This window comes from Microcoleus sp. S36a_B3, assembly GCF_036700745.1.
Taxonomy (GTDB): Bacteria; Cyanobacteriota; Cyanobacteriia; order Cyanobacteriales; family Microcoleaceae; genus Microcoleus.
In genome coordinates, this window is record NZ_JAUBPN010000006.1 from 96893 (window position 1) to 113704 (window position 16812).

The following is a 16812-nucleotide window of genomic DNA, read 5'->3' on the forward strand; positions in this document are numbered from 1 at the left end:
TGTTTTTAGGTATAGATTAATACTATTTTTTTTCATAAATTGCGTAGAAGCGTAAAAAGGGCGATCGCACTCAGGTATCACAAACCTCACCCAAGATTTAAATGTCTTTTTCAGGGTCGAGAATCGAACCAAAATTAGGCTCTATCGCTACTGTTTTAATCCATTCTGAGTCGTGGAAGGGCAAGCCATCAGCTAAAGTGTAGATATCTTCCGCTGAGTCTCTCAGAGAATCAAAGGCTGGATTTGCGATCGTAGCTTTTAGCCATTCATATTCTTGTAGTTTTGCTTTATCAATTAGGGCTGCTTCTAGGACTTTCAGTCGCTTGAAATCTGCATAAGTAATAATAGCAGCGATCGCCCTTCCTTCCTGTTCTATGACAATTCGTTCTCCAGTATCCTCGACATGGGCGATGAGTTCGGGAAATCTGTCATTGGTTACGGTTACATTTAGTTGAGTCATCTTTTACCTCACTCTTAATTATTCTCTCAAACTATCTATCCTTGAATCAAGGCTTGAAACCGAGTATGCGATCGAATGCTGTCAAAATCCGAGTCAGTTTTTGCCATTTCTCGGTATTTGTCAGGATTCAGATTGATCGCTTGCTGCAAATTCTGAATTGCTCGGTCAATCTGACTCTGTAAGGCATAGCAGCAAGCCTGATGATAAATTTGAGATGTTTTATATTGTACCAGACTCGATCTCTATCTGGTTTGAATTCTAAGGCTTTGTCGTAGGAGGCTATTGCATCTTTAAGCCTACCTAAATTACCCAGTGCATAGCCCCGATTGTACCAGGTTTCGTGGTTCTCTGGTTTGAATTCTAAGGCTTTGTCGAAGGAGGCGATCGCATCTTTAAGCCTGCCTAAATTACCGAGTGCAAGGCCCCGATTGTACCATACTTCGTGTAGATCTGGTGTGATTTCTAAGGCTTTCTCATAAGAGGCGATCGCATCTTCAAACAGGCATAAATTATGCAATGCAAGACCGCGGCTGTCCCAGGCTTGGTGATAATCTGGTTTGATTTCTAAGGCTTTCTCGTAAGAGGCAATCGCATCTTCAAGCCAGCCTAAATTATTCAGTATATAGCCCCGACTATACCAGGCTTGGTGATAATTTGGTTTGATTTCTAAGGCTTTGTCGTAGGAGGCGATCGCATCTTCAAGCCTTCCTAAATCATTCAGTGTATAGCCCCGACTATACCAGGCTTCGTAGTCATCTGGTGTGATTTCTAAGGCTTTGTCGTAGGAGGCGATCGCATCTTCAAGCCTGCCTAAATTACCCAGTGCATAGCCTCGATTGTACCAGACTTCGTGGTTCTCTGGTTTGATTTCTAAGGCTTTGTCGTAGGAGGCGATCGCCTTTGCGTATTCTTCAGCATAGATATATAAATAACTTTGTTCTAAAAACAATTCAGCTTTTTGTTCAGGTGTTTGCCCATCCTCATCAATTAAACCTTGAATCCTCACCAATTCGAGTTTCCGTGCTTCGGTCAAAGCTAAATAATCTTCTTGATTCCATCTTTCCGAAGCAGGCTGCCTTTTTTCAGATTCTTGAGTCATAATTAGATAGTTTTTTGATAATTTTAAAGTCTTTGTTTGTTGGCTGTCTTAGTCCGCGCAGGCGGACTTCGTTTGAGGTGAAGCGATTTCAATCGCCAAACAATCCAGGGAATAACTAACACAACCGAACTAAGCTGACAATACCTGAGCCGCCGTCAGCACTAATTCTGGAAAAGTGGGCGAAACAATTTGTTCGTCACCTCTAAACTGACTCCGTTCATATTTTCCTTGAGCATTTAGCGAAAACACAAATACCGTCGGCATTTTTGGGTTTCCCAAATACTCTCTTTTGCCGATCGCTAAATAATCAATAATCCAGTATTCAGAAATACCTAAGCGTTCATATTCATCTAGCTTGTCAACATAATCATCTTCCCAATTAGTTGATACTACCTCCACAGCTAACTGAATCGGCGATTCGAGTGCGGTATAGGATTTGCGTTCGGCACGCCACAAAGTGCGATCGATGACGCTGACATCAGGAACTCTTCCTTGCTCTATACCTTCTTTTGTGGTAGTTTTAATCGTGATACCTCGCTTGACTACATAGTTGAGTTTCAGCCGATCGATCTCTTGATAAAACTGTCTGTCTGCAAATTCAGCAACGTCATCGTGATTTCTGGTAGTTGCCATTTTGACAATCTCTCCGTTCACCAATTCATAAACACCATCTTCCGGGCAAATTGTAATAAATTCGTTAAATTTTAATTTTTGTTTGGTGATTGCAATCATTTTTTTAAATTATCCCTAAAATTGGAGGCAGAGCCTCTGGATCTGCGTTACCAGGCAGAGCCTGGTAACAAGTAGTTTCTTAGTCTCGCGTTGCGCGGACTTTGTTTGTTTAGACGCGATTTCAATCGCCGAATAATTGATTTTTAGGCTTGATACTTTTTCAGAATAGCAACTTTTTCGGGGTAGATGTCGATCGCCATTTTCTCATCATACCTAGTCGCTAGCGATCGCCTCACTTCGCCCAAAAACAGCGGCTGCGACAGTCCGGGTTCTGGATGTACGATCGTCCGAACGCGGATAGTCATGTAGTCTCTTCCGCGTCCAGAACGCCCTGGAGAGTACAAATCCGCCGCCGCTTGCTGCATCGTTGCTTCTAACTCCGATTCAGTAATCGAAGGCGGCACCGTAACAACTGTTTGAGCGCCGCCAGTATCGTAAACTAAAGAATAGCGCACCGCGCCGGGAATTTCCGTGCGCGCAAACAGTCCCAAACCAAGACCAAATATACTCGCAGCAATTACGGCCATAAAGCTAGTCACTCCGACCAAACGGAAGCGAAAGCCCCATTTAAAAATAAATGCTATAACTGTTAAAACCAGCAAAGCCGCTGTCAGAATTCCTGCCCATTGGGCATACATTAATAGGTTAGAATTTACGTTCATTTGAGAATTATCTAATTGTTGACTGTTGGCAGTTGACTGTTGACTGTTGATTGTTGGCCGTTAACTGTTAGCATTAGTTATTGGTAGTCACTAACAACTAACAACTAAAACGGGACAAATAACAACCTACAAATAATATCAAATCCGGTAGCATCCTCCTGCATTCATCTCTCCATTCTCTCTCTCTGTGTCCTCTGCGCTCTCTGCGGTTAAAAAAATCCAATTCAACCAAGAACGACATCACAAACAACCAATGCCAGTGACTGTTGACCAATGACCAATGACCAATGACCAATTAAGCCTTTCGGCCCACAAGCAAATAAGTCATCATATCGCCTTTACCCTTCACTGGAATCACGCCGCGCTCTTGGAAAATGTACTTGTCCTGAAGGCGTTCGTAAGTAGCAACTGTCACCTGAATGCCGCCCGGTACGCCTTGAGATTCCATCCGCGAAGCTGTATTTACCGTGTCTCCCCACAAATCATAAGTAAATTTTTTAGTACCGATTACCCCAGCTTCCACCGGGCCCGTGTTGATGCCGATGCGGATGCTGAGCGGTTGACCACCCTTGGCGTGCATCTTAGCGATGGCTGTTTGAATGTCGATCGCCATTTCGGCAATGCTTTCGGCGTGGTTGTCGCTCGGTTTAGGTAAACCGCCAACCACCATATAAGCATCCCCGATCGTCTTAATTTTCTCAAGTCCGTAGCGATCGGCCAACTCGTCAAAAGCTGAAAAAATCTCGTTGAGCAACTCTACCAACTGGGCCGGCGACAAATGAGCCGAAAGCTTCGTAAAACCGACCAAATCGGCAAACATGACTGTTACCTCAGCAAAACTGTCGGCGATCGTACTCTCCCCTTCTTTGAGGCGCTGGGCGATCGGAGCTGGTAAAATATTTAACAGCAAACGTTCCGACTTTTCCTTTTCCTGTGCCAACTCCCGCAAATAAGTTTGCTCCTTATCGCGCAGCCGCTTCTTTTCCAGACAAGCACTAATCCGAGCCTTGAGCAATACCGGATTGAAAGGTTTAGAAAGATAATCCTCCGCCCCCAACTCAATACAGCGCACAATACTGTCGATATCGTCCACCGCCGAAATCATAATCACCGGGATGTGGCGCAAATTCTCGTCAGCCTTGAGATTTTCCAGCACCTGATAGCCGTTCATTTGCGGCATCATAATGTCTAGCAAAACTAAATCAAAAGGCTCGCTACGCATCATTTCCAGAGCTTGGAGACCATCCTCAGCAACAGTCACTGCGTGGCCTTGACGCTGAAGTCGGCGAGCCAGCAAATCGCGGTTCACCTCATTGTCGTCAACAACCAGTACATTGCCCTCATCACCTTTCATTTCATGGCCTCTTTCAGAAGCGTTTCAATCTTGCTCAAGAGCCGGGGAAACTCCACTGGTTTGGTGTCGTAGTCGTCGCAGCCGGCCGCGAGACACTTTTCGCGGTCGCCCGCCATTGCGTGAGCCGTCAGCGCAATCACCGGAATCGTCTTAGTTTCTGGGGCCGCCTTAATTTGCTGGGTTGCTTGCCACCCGTCGAGCACTGGCAGACTCATATCCATTAGAATCAAATCCGGTACTTTCGCCATCGCCATCGACACTCCCTCGGCACCGTCCACAGCAATAAAGACCTCGTGTCCCTTGCGGGCCAGACGCCTAGAAAGCATATCTCTATTCATTTCGTTGTCTTCGACCAACAGGATTTTAGCCATTGGTGTTCTCCTTGCCTTTCGAGTCGTACCTGCGATCGAGCCTTTCATTTACTATAGAGCGAACATCGCGCAGCAAAGTATCGCAACTGTAGACTCCCTTTTGTAAAACCCGATCGACATAGCCGTTTAGCTGCTCCCTTTCGGCGGTAGTCAGGTCTTTAGCAGTAATAACGACGATCGGTATAGGATCTTCAGAATGCGACTTGCGAAGTTCGGCGATCAATTCAAAACCATCCATTTCTGGCAGCATCAAATCCAGCAAAATCAGGTGCGGGCGAGCAAGTTCTAGCTGTTCGAGAGCCGCCTGTCCGCTGTCAGCTTCCGCCACTGCCCAACCTTGTTTTTCTAGTATGCGCCGCAGTATGTTGCGAGTGGCACCGTCATCTTCCACAATCAATATTTGACAGGGCAAACTTTTAGCCACAACGCCGTCTCGGTCGCGTCGGTACTTATTCAACAAAGCAGCCAGCCGTTTGCCGTCCACGGGTTTTGTGAGGTAGTCCGAAGCGCCCAACGCAAAGCCGAGGCTTTTGTTGCCCACAAAGGATAGCAGGATTACGGGAATCTCGGCAAGCTCTGGATCTGCCTTCAGCGCCGAAAGCACCGCCCAGCCGTCCATTCCCGGCATCATCACATCCAGGGTAATCGCATCTGGCCGCAGTTTCTCGGCCAGCCTGAGAGCTTCCTCGCCACCGCCGGCGACTTCTATGTGCAGTCCTTGGCGGGCCAGGGCGCGCTGGATCAAATCCTGGGAGATGGGGTCATCGTCAACTACCAGCACCGTGCCGACAGCGGGTGCGTCCTCCGTTCTCGTGCTGTCGCGGGTTGGGCTGGGAACGGACGGCTGTTGGATGGCGCTGGGCAAAAGTACGGTGAAAGTCGTGCCTGCGCCCAAGGTGCTGCAGGCCTCAATGCTGCCGCCCATCATCTGACAGAAGCGCTGGCTGATAGCTAGTCCCAAACCCGTGCCGCCATACTTGCGGGTAGTTGAGGCATCTGCTTGGGTGAAAGGTTGGAAAACTCGCTGCAATTGGTCTGTTGTCATGCCGATGCCGGTGTCGGTGACGCGGAAACTGATAAATTCAGAGTTGGCAATTAAAATTTGGGAAGATTCCTCTTGATTTTGCATTCTTAATTGTTCATTTTTAATGCTTTCGACTGCGATCGCAATTTTCCCATTTTTAGTAAACTTGGCAGCGTTGCTCAGCAGGTTCAGCAGCACCTGCCGGACTTTGGTCATGTCGGCGTGCATCGTGTGGAGATTGTCCCGACAGTACACTTCTAGGATGTTGCCATTTTTCTCGATTAGCGGCTTGGCCGTGGCGACAGCGCTTTCAATTAAGGTATGGATGTCGAAGGTTTCTAAGTAGAGATCCATTCGACCTGCTTCTATTTTAGATATATCTAGGATGTCGTCGATCAGGGAAAGCAGGTGTTTGCCGGCGCTGCGGATTTTTTCGAGATCAGAGACGGATTCGCCGGCGCCCAATTCTTCGGCTTCTTCTTTGAGCATTTCGCTGTAGCCGATGATGGCATTGAGGGGCGTTCGCAGTTCGTGGCTCATGTTAGCGAGAAATGTGCTTTTTGCCCGGTTGGCCGATTCTGCTGCTTCTAGGGCCGACTGCATGGCGGATTCTGCCTGTTTGCGATCGGTAATGTCTTCGACTGTGCCTTCGTAGTACAAAACCCGGCCGCTTTCGTCGCAGATGCTGCGGGCGTTTTCCGAAATCCAGATTGTGGTGCCGTCTCGGCGGTATATTTGCGATTCAAATTTTGAGACTTGGCGGCCGGAGTTCAATTGCGCCAGAAATTCGGCGTGCTGGTTGGGGTTTAGGTAAATGTGGCGGTTGAGGTTTGCGAGTTCGGCTAACATTTGCTCAACTGTTTCGTAGCCGTAAATCTCGGCTAGTGCGGGGTTTGCCTTGAGGAATCGCCCCTGTGGGGTGGTTTGAAATATGCCTTCGACTGCGTTTTCAAAGATGCTGCGGTAGCTTGATTTCTCTTGCTGCAAGGCTAGTTCTGCCCGCTGGCGTTCGAGGGCATTGGCGAGCATTTCCCCTACCATTTTTAGAGGAGTTAATATTTCGGTGGATCGACCTGTTGCGGGTTGGAAGCTCTCGAATCCGAGAAATCCTATTAGGTTTTCACTACAAGTTAGGGGAATAATTATCAGCGATTGCAGATTGTTTTGAGGTATATTTAATTGTGTTTCTGGGGAATGTGCGATCGCATTTGTTGAGGAAGTTGCTACTTTTTCCGTGGTTTGGGATGGGAACTCGGTCAGGACTTCTGGTAACTTCTTGCCTTGAAAATAGGCAATTTCAGTTTGTACGGGGGGAGGGAGTCCATCGATTTCTGTGATGTGGAGGTCTTCGGCGCGATCGAGCTTTTCGGCAATCCAAGGAATTCTGGCGATGTCTATTTGTTTGTGGCTGCTGTCTTCTTCTCTTTCCAAAATGCCGTCGCTACACCATTCGTAGGTTTTTTTGGCGCTGGTTTTGTCTGCTGATAACAGGTAGATGTAACTGCGGTCAAATCCGGTGAAGGTAGCGATTGTTTCCAAAGTGCGATCGATAAATTTGCCTGTTTCCAAGCTGGGCTGGCTGATGAAATTGATTGACAAACTCGCAATCAACTGATTTAATTCTACTCTATCCTGCAAAAAGCGTTCTACTTTTTGGCGATCGGTAACGTCTCGAAAGCTCCAGACTCTGGCGGCTGTGTTTGCTCCGACTTTTGAGGGTAGCGAATTTAATTCGAGAATTTTTCCGTCTTTAAGTTCTAATAATTGGCTGATTTGAGCCTCTGGATTTGCCGACAGTTCTATTAAGTCTTGAAGAATATTTGGGGATTTTTTTAATTGGCGTGCTGCGAAGGTAAACCATGTTGCGACAGAGCTTTTGACCTTGCCTAGCGCCGACTGTCTCAACTTTTCTGCTACTTGAGACAAGCCCCACATTTCAATAATTTTATGATTAAAATTGCATATATTGCCGTTGCTGTCAACAGCGAGAATTCCGGCATCTGTAGATTCTATAACTGCTTCCAGCATCGAGAGCGATCGCTTGTGTTCTGTCATGTCAAAAAACACCAAGACTGATATTTCGCTCCCGTCAATTGCTGGATTGAAAAAATAGGAAACTGGTAATTTTTTGCCGTCGCTGCACAGAAATTCGTCGTCCCAATTGCTGCAAGGTTGACGGTGGGCGATCGCCTGTTGTAAAGATAGTGTAGGTGCGATCGGTCGATGTTCGCTTTTGCTTGCTGACTGTTTCCCGGCCGTCAAAACTTGGGATTTTTGGCCTTTGTTTTGGTTGCTGTTGATGCGAGACAGCAGGGAAACACGCCAAAGTTCTGACTCCCGCCACCCCAGCAAGCGTTCGGCTTCGGGATTCCAGGAGAGGACAAACCCGTTTCGATCGAGGATACACAATCCCGCCCCCAAACTGTTAAAAGTCGATCGCAGCCGATCAAATTCTGAAGCTGTTGGAGAGTCTGGAGGAGGCTGGGGCGAGGGGGTCGCATCCTGCAAAGCCACCTGTTCTTGCTGACTCTGAGTTTCGTCATAGCTACAACTTACCTGTTCTAAAAATAGCTGCCACTGCTGTGCGTTGGGAGGGGACTCGCCGGCTAAACCGAGTTGTTCGAGTTGGCGCTGGAGGTGGGGGTGCATAATTTCTGGCGCTTTGTAGCAATTTGTTCTAGTATATCTTTTTAATTATTGACACTCCCCGCGCTAAAGCGACAGGGATTCTTAAAAAACTACCAAACGGCAATTCTTAAGGGCGCTGTCAAGGCACCTCTACCAACTCCGCTAAGGTCAAGACCTAGCATTGTTGCTACTTTTCGTATGATGTTGCCCGCTGCGTTACAGTCTGCATTAATGTACCAATTTTGTAAATTAGTTCGATACAGTCCACGCTTAATTCGTCTACCAGACTCTTTCCACCCATCGGGTTTTGCACCGATTGCAGGCAGGAAGTCACTGTCAACAAATGAAGCTTTTGATGTGTAGCTTTCCTCTGTTTCGATGAATCTAATTCCATACTTTTCGCAGAGCTGAGAGATTCTAGTTTTCAATCTACCAGTAGGAATTTGTACGAATTTTTGATTAGTTTTTGCTCCCATATTTACGCCATTTTTCTGACCCTTGTTCCAACCAAAAACAACAGTACCAATTTGGTTTTTTAGGTAGTGATTAATAACTATTTTAGCCACCTTATTTACCGCATCACGCATATATCAAATTTTTAGACTGTTTTTTGCCGGGAAACGAAATAATCGATAAATAGCAGAAAAAAATCATCTTGACAAAAGACTCTATTTATCATAATTTTCGAGGGATAACGAAGTTTCGTTTATAATAGCTGGCAGCCGAATTGTAAAAGTAGAACCTTTATCTAACTCGCTGCAGGCACTAATGTCTCCGCCCATCATTTCGCAGAATTTCTGAGTAATCGTCAAACCTAAACCAGTGCCGCCGTACTTCTTAGTAGTTGAGGAATCGGCTTGGGTGAAAGGATCGAAGATTTTGGCTAACTGTTCGGAATTCATGCCAATGCCGGTATCTTTGACTGTAAAAACGATCCAATCTTGAGAGGAAGACAATAGAGACGAGCTATTTTCAGTTTTGTCTCCTCTATAGGCTGCAAGTTTTTTGCGTCTCTTGGCAGCTTCGGCGGGGGTTTCGGGGGAGCGAATAACGGCGAAAGTAATGGTGCCGGAGCAAGTAAATTTTGAGGCGTTGCTGAGCAGGTTGAGCAGGGATTGCCGCAGTTTTGTTAAGTCGCTCTGCATGGAGCCAATATCTTCAGGGCATTGTATTTCTAATATATTGCTATTTTTGTCGGCCATCGGGGCGATCGTGGCGATCGCTTCCTTAACTAGATTTAAAATGCTGAAGGTTTCGAGGTGTAAGTCGGTGCGGCCTGCTTCAATTTTAGAGAAGTCCAGAATATCTTTGATCAGCGCTAGCAAGTGCTGGCCGGCGGTGTTAATTTTCTGGAGGTCGTCGATGAACTCTTCGTCTACAGGAATCTCTCGGGCATCTTCTTGCAGGAGCTCGCTGTAGCCGATGATAGCGTTGAGGGGTGTACGCAATTCGTGGCTCATGTTGGCGAGAAAGATGCTTTTCGATTGATTTGCGGCTTCGGCGGCTTCTTTTCCCCGACGGAATTCTTCGGAACGCAAGCGTTCGGTGATGTCGCTGGTCATGATTAAAACGCACTGAGTGCTGCCGAGGTCGATGAGTTCCGCTGACAGCAGCCAGTCGCGCACTTCCCCGGCTTTGGTGCGAATTTTGATTTCTTGGTTGCCGATCGACTTTTGTGCTTGTAACATCTTCGTGATGCGATCGTTGTCTTCTGAATTGACCAACATTCCTATGTCGCTGACGGTGCGGCCGATAAGTTCCTGCTGTTCCCAGCCCAAGGATCTCAAAAAGCTTTCGTTGGCATCGAGGAAGCATCCGTCTGTGACAGTGCAGATGCTGATGCCGACTGGGGAGGCGTGAAAGGCTTTGGAAAATCTTTCTTCTGAAGAACGCAGGGCTGCTTCGGCGCGCTTTCTGTCTGTGATGTCTTGGACGGTGCTGGTGATGTACAGGGAGTTGACGGCGGCTTGTTCGCAGACTGTGCGTAGGCTGCCGTCGGGGAGCACTATCCTGTAGTCGATGCTGTAGGACTGTTGTTGAAATAACGCCGCTTCGATCGAGCTTTTGACTAATTCTCTGTCTTCGGGGTGCACGTATGCCAAGAAGGCTTCGAGGCTGGGTTCCAGAGTTCCCGGCACCTCTCCCAGGATGCGGTACATTTCCTCTGACCACCGCAATTGCTGGGTGTTGCGGTGTAAGTCCCAGTTGCCTAGCTGGGCGATGCGTTGGGCGTTGGCGAGGCTGGCTTCGCTGGCGCGGAGGGAGATTTCTGCTTGGCGGCGTTCGGAGACGGTGGCTGCTAAAACTAAGCCTGTGACGGCGATGACGGCGATGAAGGCTTGCAGGGAGAGGAGTGCTTGGGGGATGCTGCTGGAGTGTTTGAGAAAGGGGCCGCTGCCTCGGGCTATGCCCCAGATGGCGAAGCCGCAGAGGAGGAAGTTGGAAATGGCCGTGTAGCGCTGGCCGAATCGAAAGGCTGCCCAAACTACTAGGGGAAATGGTAGGTATTCGAGGGGATAGCGCGCGTAGGCGGCGCGGGTGCGGGAGCAGAAGACGAGCCAGCCGACGGCTACTAGCAGCAGCAGCCAAATCGCTCGTTCTATCATCTGTTTGCGATTTATGGGGACTTTGGGCAATTTGTGCCATGTCAGCAGCAGCGGGGCGACGAGCAAAATTCCCATTGCGTCTCCTACCCACCAAGTCCCCCACATCGTGCCAAAATTGCTCCAGCTAGATAAGCCGGTCAGGCAGACGACGATGCTGCCGATGGTGGAGTTGATTAGGGTAGATGCGAAGGCTGAGAGTCCGACTATTCCTAAAATGTCTTTGAGCCGATCGAGTCTGGCGTTAAAGTTCATGCCCTGCAGCAGATAGGTTCCCGTCCACGCTTGCAGGGTTCTGGCGCAGGCAGAGATCGAGGCGACGGCGATGTTGGCCGACGGTATGCTCATGCTGAACAGGAAGCCTCCGATCGCAATTCCCGGCCACATTTTGGGGCCAAACAGCAGCAGGGCGACTTGGGCAATTCCTGCAGCCGGCCACATGGGGTAGATTTCTGTACTCAGGGTGAGGGTGGAAACTGCCAATTGCGATGTCACATAGTAGATCGAGGCGATCGCGCCTACTGTGAGGAAGTACCGCCAGGAATGTCCTTTGATTGCGTTAAGGAACTTTTTCTGCATTGTCATTTGGGGAAAAGGTGGACGGTTGTTCGGGTCTCAGTAGGCGGCACGGGATTGGTACTGGGTAGCAAAAATGTTTCTATTAAGTGATGGTAGGTTATGGATGGTAGGTAAGGAGAGAACCTTTTAAGATAATTTTTTGTGGAGTCGTTGAGGGTGTGGTTTTTTTCTGTGCGGTGTAATTAACATCAAGAGGTGTTGGAAATATCCTTTTTTGCCAATATAAACGCACAGACTAGACTTTTTGCAGATATTTTTTATTAGGTCAATTGCAGGTGTTGGACATATCTAGGCATATCTACGCAGATTTAATGGAGGAAAGCGATTGAGTGTTGTTGCTCATCTATTAATCAATACGGTTCACTTAACATATTTATGCCCCGGAGATCCCCCTAAATCCCCCTTAAGAAGGGGAGTAGGGGTTGACTTTGAGGGCATTCTGATCCCCCCTTTTTAAGGGGTGTGCCAGGGAGATCGTCTTAAGTAAACCGTATTGATCTATTAATCATAGCGATTCTCAACTAAGTGGAGCGATCGCCAGTTGTTTGACCAATTACTTTTTTCCCAATTATCAATCTGTATTTTACTTGGTCATATCTAAGGTTAGTGTCAAACGCTCTTGAGCTTCTTTGAGAGCGTCTTGGGGGTTTTGGCCCAGAAGGGTTGCTTCTATGGCGCGGCCTGCATTTTCTGACAGGCGGGAGTAACCTGAGATGATGGGGCGCGATCGGGCCGAGTTCATTTGTTCTAAAAATACTCGCAAAACAGGGTTTTTTTCCACAAAGCTTTGATAAGCTTTACTCTGTCTCGATTTTAAGTTAATTGGCAAGTAACCTGTTCCCAAAGCCCAGGCTGTTTGGAATTCTTCGCCGAGCACGTATTCTAAGAATTCTAGGGCCGCTTTCTCGCGTTCTGGGGAGGTTTTCATTAAAAATAGGTTTTCACCCCCAACAACTGCTGCGGGGCGTTTGAGGGCGGGTATGGGCATCACTGCGTAGTCGATCGCGCTTTGCTGCAATTGTGCTAGAGTCCAAGGCCCGGTGATTTGCATTGCAACTTTGCCGGCGATGAAGTTGTCGAGTTCGTAACCGCGTTCGGGTGCTGACAGTATTGCTGAACCTTCTGTTAATAAGTCGCTCCACAATTCTAAGGCTGCCAGAGCACCGGGATTGTCGATTTGCGGTACGGAAGTTTGAGGTGAGGCTGCCAAGAGTTCGCCGCCGGCGCTGAACATGAATGGCAGCCAGGTAAATACTGTCCATTCTCCTTTGCCTAGGGAGAGCACTATGCCGTGTTGGTCTGGGCGGCCGTCTCCGTTGGTGTCCTTCGTGAGCGATCGGGCTACTTGCTTTAATTGCGCCCAATTCTGTGGCACTTGTTCGATTCCTGCTGCTTTAAATAAGCTGGGACGGTAAAATATGGCCGCGTTGTTTGTGGCTAGGGGAACTGACCAAATGTGTCCGTCGAGTTCCATTGACTCGAACAATGCCGGATAGATTTCGGATTTCCGGGGCGATTTGTCCAGCCATTCTTCTAAGGGTTGAATTGCGTTTAGTTCAGCTAATTTTCCGCCAATTGTGGGAACGTTCCACAGCAAATCCGGCGGTGCATTTCCTACTATTGCTGTGAGGATTTTTGGCATTTGTTGGTCTGGCTGTCCGATGTAAATTGGTTTTACTTGGATGTGAGGATGTGTTTGGTTGAATTTGTCCGTGAGGGTTTGAAATACGTCGCGATTAGGCGGGGGATTGATACCGTGCCACAGGGTTATTTCGATTGTATCGCTGTTTTTTGAAGTGTTTTGGCAGCCGCTTAATATTAGTAAATTTAAGGCAACCAAAAGGCATAAAATTAGTTTAAATTGGATTTTAATTGTTTTGAATAATTTGGATGAAATCATTTTTTAGTAGCCTTCAGTGAAGAAAAAATTTTTTAACCGCAGGTGGACGCGGATGGTTAGAGGTTGGTGAAACTGGTTGAATCTAAGAAGTCTGGGAGGAGTTGATTTGTCTCTCCTTCAGAAGGATTTTGGAACAAAACGGTGAAATCTCCGGTTCCTAGTCTATATTGTTGTCAGGTGCGATCGCAATTTTGCTTATGAATTTTGGCTTGGTTTTGGTTGTAGCCACAAAATGCCAGGATTGAAAAACAGGGATTGATGACAGCGTGAATAAAGTTTTATAGTTCTGGGATATCTGCAAATAAGCTGCGGCTGAATTTCAGCAAAAAATTCGACATATTTTCCATTTTTTGGGAGATATGATAAGATTTAGTTTAGCAGTAAACAAGGTAAATAACATGATAATTCCTAGTGTAGAACAGTTAAATTTAACTTTGGAAGAATGGATGCAAAATCCTCCAGACGGGACGGAGTGGGCGGACGGTAAAGTTATAGTCAAACATCCTGTAGAATTTGTCAATGGAGAAGTAGTGGGGAAACCGGGAATGACTGCAAAAACTCGCCGCATTCAAGCTAGATTAGTACGATATTGGGGCATTTACATGGACTCAAGCGCCCAAGGGGGCGAGGTTTATGTGGAAGTTACTTGTCAAACTCTGAAAAAAGGGCGGATACCAGATGTATCTTATATTACTCCTGAACTGTTGGCGCAAGTTGGGGAGTTTTCAGTTTTGCCCCAGAGTTTTCCGCTGCTAGCTGAGATTGTTTCGCCTAGCGATTTTGCTGATGATGTTTTTGCCAAGGCGCAGGAGTATTTGCAGTCTGGTTGTCTGGAAGTTTGGCTGCTGTTTCCTAAGAGTAGTTGGGTGTTAGTAATTACTCAAGGTGCGACAGTTTTATTTAAGCCCGGTGAGGGGGCGAAAACTCAGGTTGTGTTGCCAGGTTTTAGCGTGGCGGTGAATGAGTTGATGGCGTAGTTTTGTTGGTATTATTATAAAAACTAACTAAAAATCTATGAAAATTGTTTTTTTTGGTACTCCCGATTTTGCTGTTCCTACTTTGTCCGGTTTGCTGAGTCATCCAGAATTTGAGGTGGTGGCTGTGGTGACTCAGCCGGATAAGCGCCGGGGAAGAGGCAATAAATTGATGCCTTCACCTATTAAAGATGTGGCTTTAAATCACAGTCTCCCAGTTTTCGGGCCGCGCCGAATTAAGAAGGATGCGGAAACTATTGCTATGTTGCGGGAAGCGGAGGCTGATGTTTTTGTGGTGGTGGCTTACGGGCAGATTCTTTCTCAAGAAATTCTGGATATTCCTAGTTTGGCTTGCGTTAATGTTCACGGTTCAATTTTGCCGAAGTATCGCGGGGCGGCACCGATTCAGCGCTGTCTTTTTGATGGGGAAAAGGAGACTGGGATTACTACTATGCTGATGGATGCTGGGATGGATACTGGGGCGATGTTGTTGAAGAGTTTTGCTGGGATTTCGCTGTTGGATAATGCTGATTCTTTGGGGGATAGGTTGGCGGATGTTGGGGCGGATTTGTTGGTGGAAACTTTGATATTATTGAGGGATGGGAAGGTTGATGCTGTTGTTCAAGATGATGCTGAGGCGACTTATGCGCCGATGATTAAAACGGCGGATTTTGTGCTGGATTGGTCGCAAAGTGCGATCGCGCTTCATAATCAAGTTAGGGGCTTTTACCCGGATTGTACTACGACTTTTCGCGGTAATTCTTTGAAGGTGATTGCTACTGTGCCACTAGGGCCGGAATATTGGCTGCAAATGCCGCCGGAGTTGAGGGTTTTGGAACGCGATTGGCCTGTTTTGGATCAGTTATCGGGCGTAAATGGGGAGGTTGTCAGGGTTGTGAAGGGCTTGGGGGCGATCGTCCAAACTGGCGATGGTTTGCTATTATTGCGAGAGGTACAATTGGCGGGGAAAAAGGTGCAGTCTGGGGTGGATTTTGCCAATGGAACTCGGTTGGTGGCGGGCGAGGTTTTTGGGATGGTTGAAGTTAAGTAAATGAGTGGTAGGGAGAAACCGGGTTTCTGCGAATCATTTGGATTGAGTACGAAAAATATAGGAAGAAACCCGGTTTCTGAGATTGTCACCTAAAATCCAACCAAAACTTCCTCCAAAACTTCCTCTTTTCCGCCTAACAAACCCTGCGCGGCCTCTAACATACTCTCAGAAAAATCTTTCAAATCTTCCCGACTTGCTAAATAAGTTTTCAAAGCTTCTAAAGGTTCTATACTATTATTAGCATTCAATTCTGGCAACCTCGGCCTCGCTAGCTGACTGACTAATTCCGGTTGGATTGTGTAGCTGTGGGCTTCGCCCAGAAGTGCGTGCAATTCAACGTTATCAATTAAGTCTAATTGTTCCGATCGCAATTGGTAAACTAATCTCACCACAGCATCTTGGATTTGCTTCTTCCCAATGGCTTTAACCAAGTCAGCTTGCGGGTTTTCCGATTCAGACACCTTTACCTTAATCGTCAGAAACACTCGCACGGGTAACGCGCAAAATTCCCACTCAGCTTTCCCTCGTTCTAAATTAACTAACACAAAACCTTTGTCTTCTTTCTCTTCGCTAAAATCAACTCGTTCGATGCTTCCCGGATAAATTACGGGCGGATTGTTGGATAAATTCAGATTTTGGTGTTTGTGAACGTGACCGAGGGCTACGTAGTCGAAACAAGGGCGTGTTAGCATGGAAACGGGTATGTTAAAACCTTTACCAACTGCTAAAAAACGTTCCGCGCCCAAGCTTGCTTTATCTGCCATTAAGTGCGCTAATAGTACGGTGGGAATTTCGGGGTTGAGACGGCGGATTTCGCCTTCTAGGGCGATCGTCAGTTTTTCGGTTAATAATTGGTTAACATCGCCCATAGAAAGGCTTTCAGTCTCCGATCGCGTCATTAAGGTCGATCGCGTCAACCAAGGCAGTGTAACCACCTGTACTGCGCCGTTGCGGGTGTGTATGAGGTGAGTTTCCAGGCGATCGCCTACAATAAACTTAGGTATCCCCAAAGTCCGGTAAATCCCCAAACTCGCGCCGCCCTGTCCCTGGGAATGTTGGTCGTGATTTCCTACTAGCAAAACCGTGGGAATTTGTGCGTCAACCAAGCGACTGAACTGCCGCGCAAAAGCCTCTTTTACAAATGGTGGCGGCGTTGAATCGGGGAAAGCATCGCCGCCGAATATAACTAAATCTACGGGTTCAGAAATTGCCCTGTCCATACATTTACTCAAGGTAGCTGCGAAGTCTTCCAGCCGCGTATTTAAGCCTGTTTCTGGGTTGACGCGGCCGTGAGAAAAGCCACTTCCCATGTGGATATCTGAAAGGTGTAAGATTTTAATCATTGTTTTCTTTGTGAATTGTAATTGAGGTTTGT

At 47.2% G+C, this 16812-nt stretch carries 14 protein-coding genes; 2 read left to right on the plus strand and 12 right to left on the minus strand.

All coding sequences use genetic code 11. The annotated features are described in order from the left end of the window. Positions 1-97: 97 nt before the first annotated feature. The 11 genes from QUA01_RS09135 to QUA01_RS09180 all read right to left on the minus strand — a co-directional run bounded on the left by QUA01_RS09135 (position 98) and on the right by QUA01_RS09180 (position 13412). The gene (locus QUA01_RS09135) at positions 98-460 is read right to left on the minus strand and encodes a type II toxin-antitoxin system Phd/YefM family antitoxin (RefSeq protein WP_333089441.1); all 363 of its coding nucleotides are present in this window, start codon (positions 458-460) and stop codon (positions 98-100) included. A gap of 35 nt (positions 461-495) precedes the next feature. Then, positions 496-609, minus strand: coding sequence for a TPR end-of-group domain-containing protein (locus QUA01_RS27375; protein ID WP_442921540.1), 114 nt, complete (start codon positions 607-609; stop codon positions 496-498). After that, on the minus strand, positions 588-1559 hold the full coding sequence (locus QUA01_RS09140; RefSeq protein WP_333089439.1) for a tetratricopeptide repeat protein: 972 nt from the start codon (positions 1557-1559) through the stop codon (positions 588-590). Before QUA01_RS09140 ends, QUA01_RS27375 begins: the two co-directional genes overlap by 22 nt. A gap of 129 nt (positions 1560-1688) precedes the next feature. Next, positions 1689-2291 (minus strand): Uma2 family endonuclease, encoded by a 603-nt coding sequence (locus tag QUA01_RS09145; RefSeq protein ID WP_333089436.1) that lies wholly within the window; start codon positions 2289-2291, stop codon positions 1689-1691. 143 nt (positions 2292-2434) lie between these two features. After that, positions 2435-2953: a Ycf51 family protein gene (locus QUA01_RS09150; protein WP_333089434.1), complete on the minus strand. Its 519-nt coding sequence runs from the start codon at positions 2951-2953 to the stop codon at positions 2435-2437. A 295-nt stretch (positions 2954-3248) separates the two neighbouring features. Beyond that, a complete protein-coding gene (locus QUA01_RS09155; RefSeq protein ID WP_333089433.1) occupies positions 3249-4307 on the minus strand; it encodes an adenylate/guanylate cyclase domain-containing protein in 1059 nt (352 codons plus the stop codon). Then, positions 4304-4678, minus strand: a complete 375-nt coding sequence (locus QUA01_RS09160) for a response regulator (protein WP_333089432.1) — start codon at positions 4676-4678, stop codon at positions 4304-4306. Before QUA01_RS09160 ends, QUA01_RS09155 begins: the two co-directional genes overlap by 4 nt. Beyond that, a complete protein-coding gene (locus tag QUA01_RS09165; RefSeq protein WP_333089431.1) occupies positions 4671-8351 on the minus strand; it encodes a response regulator in 3681 nt (1226 codons plus the stop codon). The genes QUA01_RS09160 and QUA01_RS09165 overlap by 8 nt, the downstream gene beginning before the upstream one ends. An 89-nt stretch (positions 8352-8440) precedes the next feature. Then, positions 8441-8917 (minus strand): transposase, encoded by a 477-nt coding sequence (locus QUA01_RS09170; RefSeq protein WP_333089430.1) that lies wholly within the window; start codon positions 8915-8917, stop codon positions 8441-8443. A gap of 81 nt (positions 8918-8998) precedes the next feature. Next, positions 8999-11512: an MASE1 domain-containing protein gene (locus QUA01_RS09175; protein ID WP_333089428.1), complete on the minus strand. Its 2514-nt coding sequence runs from the start codon at positions 11510-11512 to the stop codon at positions 8999-9001. 583 nt (positions 11513-12095) lie between these two features. Continuing rightward, the gene (locus QUA01_RS09180) at positions 12096-13412 is read right to left on the minus strand and encodes an ABC transporter substrate-binding protein (protein WP_333089427.1); all 1317 of its coding nucleotides are present in this window, start codon (positions 13410-13412) and stop codon (positions 12096-12098) included. A gap of 398 nt (positions 13413-13810) precedes the next feature. Here QUA01_RS09180 and QUA01_RS09185 point away from each other — a divergent pair, with 398 nt between their 5' ends. Both QUA01_RS09185 and fmt read left to right on the plus strand, forming a co-directional pair. Further along, on the plus strand, positions 13811-14389 hold the full coding sequence (locus tag QUA01_RS09185) for a Uma2 family endonuclease (protein WP_333089426.1): 579 nt from the start codon (positions 13811-13813) through the stop codon (positions 14387-14389). Between the two features lie 37 nt (positions 14390-14426). Next, positions 14427-15437: a methionyl-tRNA formyltransferase gene (fmt, locus tag QUA01_RS09190; RefSeq protein ID WP_333089424.1), complete on the plus strand. Its 1011-nt coding sequence runs from the start codon at positions 14427-14429 to the stop codon at positions 15435-15437. Positions 15438-15526: 89 nt separating this feature from the next. On the opposite strand, the gene sbcD is transcribed toward fmt, so the two are convergent. Continuing rightward, positions 15527-16780: an exonuclease subunit SbcD gene (sbcD, locus tag QUA01_RS09195; RefSeq protein ID WP_333089422.1), complete on the minus strand. Its 1254-nt coding sequence runs from the start codon at positions 16778-16780 to the stop codon at positions 15527-15529. Positions 16781-16812 lie beyond the last annotated feature (32 nt).

Bases quoted from the DNA above. Each gene is read 5' to 3' on its own strand.
- QUA01_RS09155 (WP_333089433.1), bottom strand. From the start codon at position 4,307: ATGAAAGGTGATGAGGGCAATGTACTGGTTGTTGACGACAATGAGGTG.
- QUA01_RS09175 (WP_333089428.1), bottom strand. From the start codon at position 11,512: ATGCAGAAAAAGTTCCTTAACGCAATCAAAGGACATTCCTGGCGGTAC.
- QUA01_RS09185 (WP_333089426.1), top strand. From the start codon at position 13,811: ATGATAATTCCTAGTGTAGAACAGTTAAATTTAACTTTGGAAGAATGG.
- fmt (WP_333089424.1), top strand. From the start codon at position 14,427: ATGAAAATTGTTTTTTTTGGTACTCCCGATTTTGCTGTTCCTACTTTG.
- QUA01_RS09165 (WP_333089431.1), bottom strand. From the start codon at position 8,351: ATGCACCCCCACCTCCAGCGCCAACTCGAACAACTCGGTTTAGCCGGC.
- QUA01_RS09140 (WP_333089439.1), bottom strand. From the start codon at position 1,559: ATGACTCAAGAATCTGAAAAAAGGCAGCCTGCTTCGGAAAGATGGAAT.
- sbcD (WP_333089422.1), bottom strand. From the start codon at position 16,780: ATGATTAAAATCTTACACCTTTCAGATATCCACATGGGAAGTGGCTTT.
- QUA01_RS09150 (WP_333089434.1), bottom strand. From the start codon at position 2,953: ATGAACGTAAATTCTAACCTATTAATGTATGCCCAATGGGCAGGAATT.
- QUA01_RS09170 (WP_333089430.1), bottom strand. From the start codon at position 8,917: ATGCGTGATGCGGTAAATAAGGTGGCTAAAATAGTTATTAATCACTAC.
- QUA01_RS09180 (WP_333089427.1), bottom strand. From the start codon at position 13,412: ATGATTTCATCCAAATTATTCAAAACAATTAAAATCCAATTTAAACTA.
- QUA01_RS09145 (WP_333089436.1), bottom strand. From the start codon at position 2,291: ATGATTGCAATCACCAAACAAAAATTAAAATTTAACGAATTTATTACA.
- QUA01_RS09160 (WP_333089432.1), bottom strand. From the start codon at position 4,678: ATGGCTAAAATCCTGTTGGTCGAAGACAACGAAATGAATAGAGATATG.
- QUA01_RS09135 (WP_333089441.1), bottom strand. From the start codon at position 460: ATGACTCAACTAAATGTAACCGTAACCAATGACAGATTTCCCGAACTC.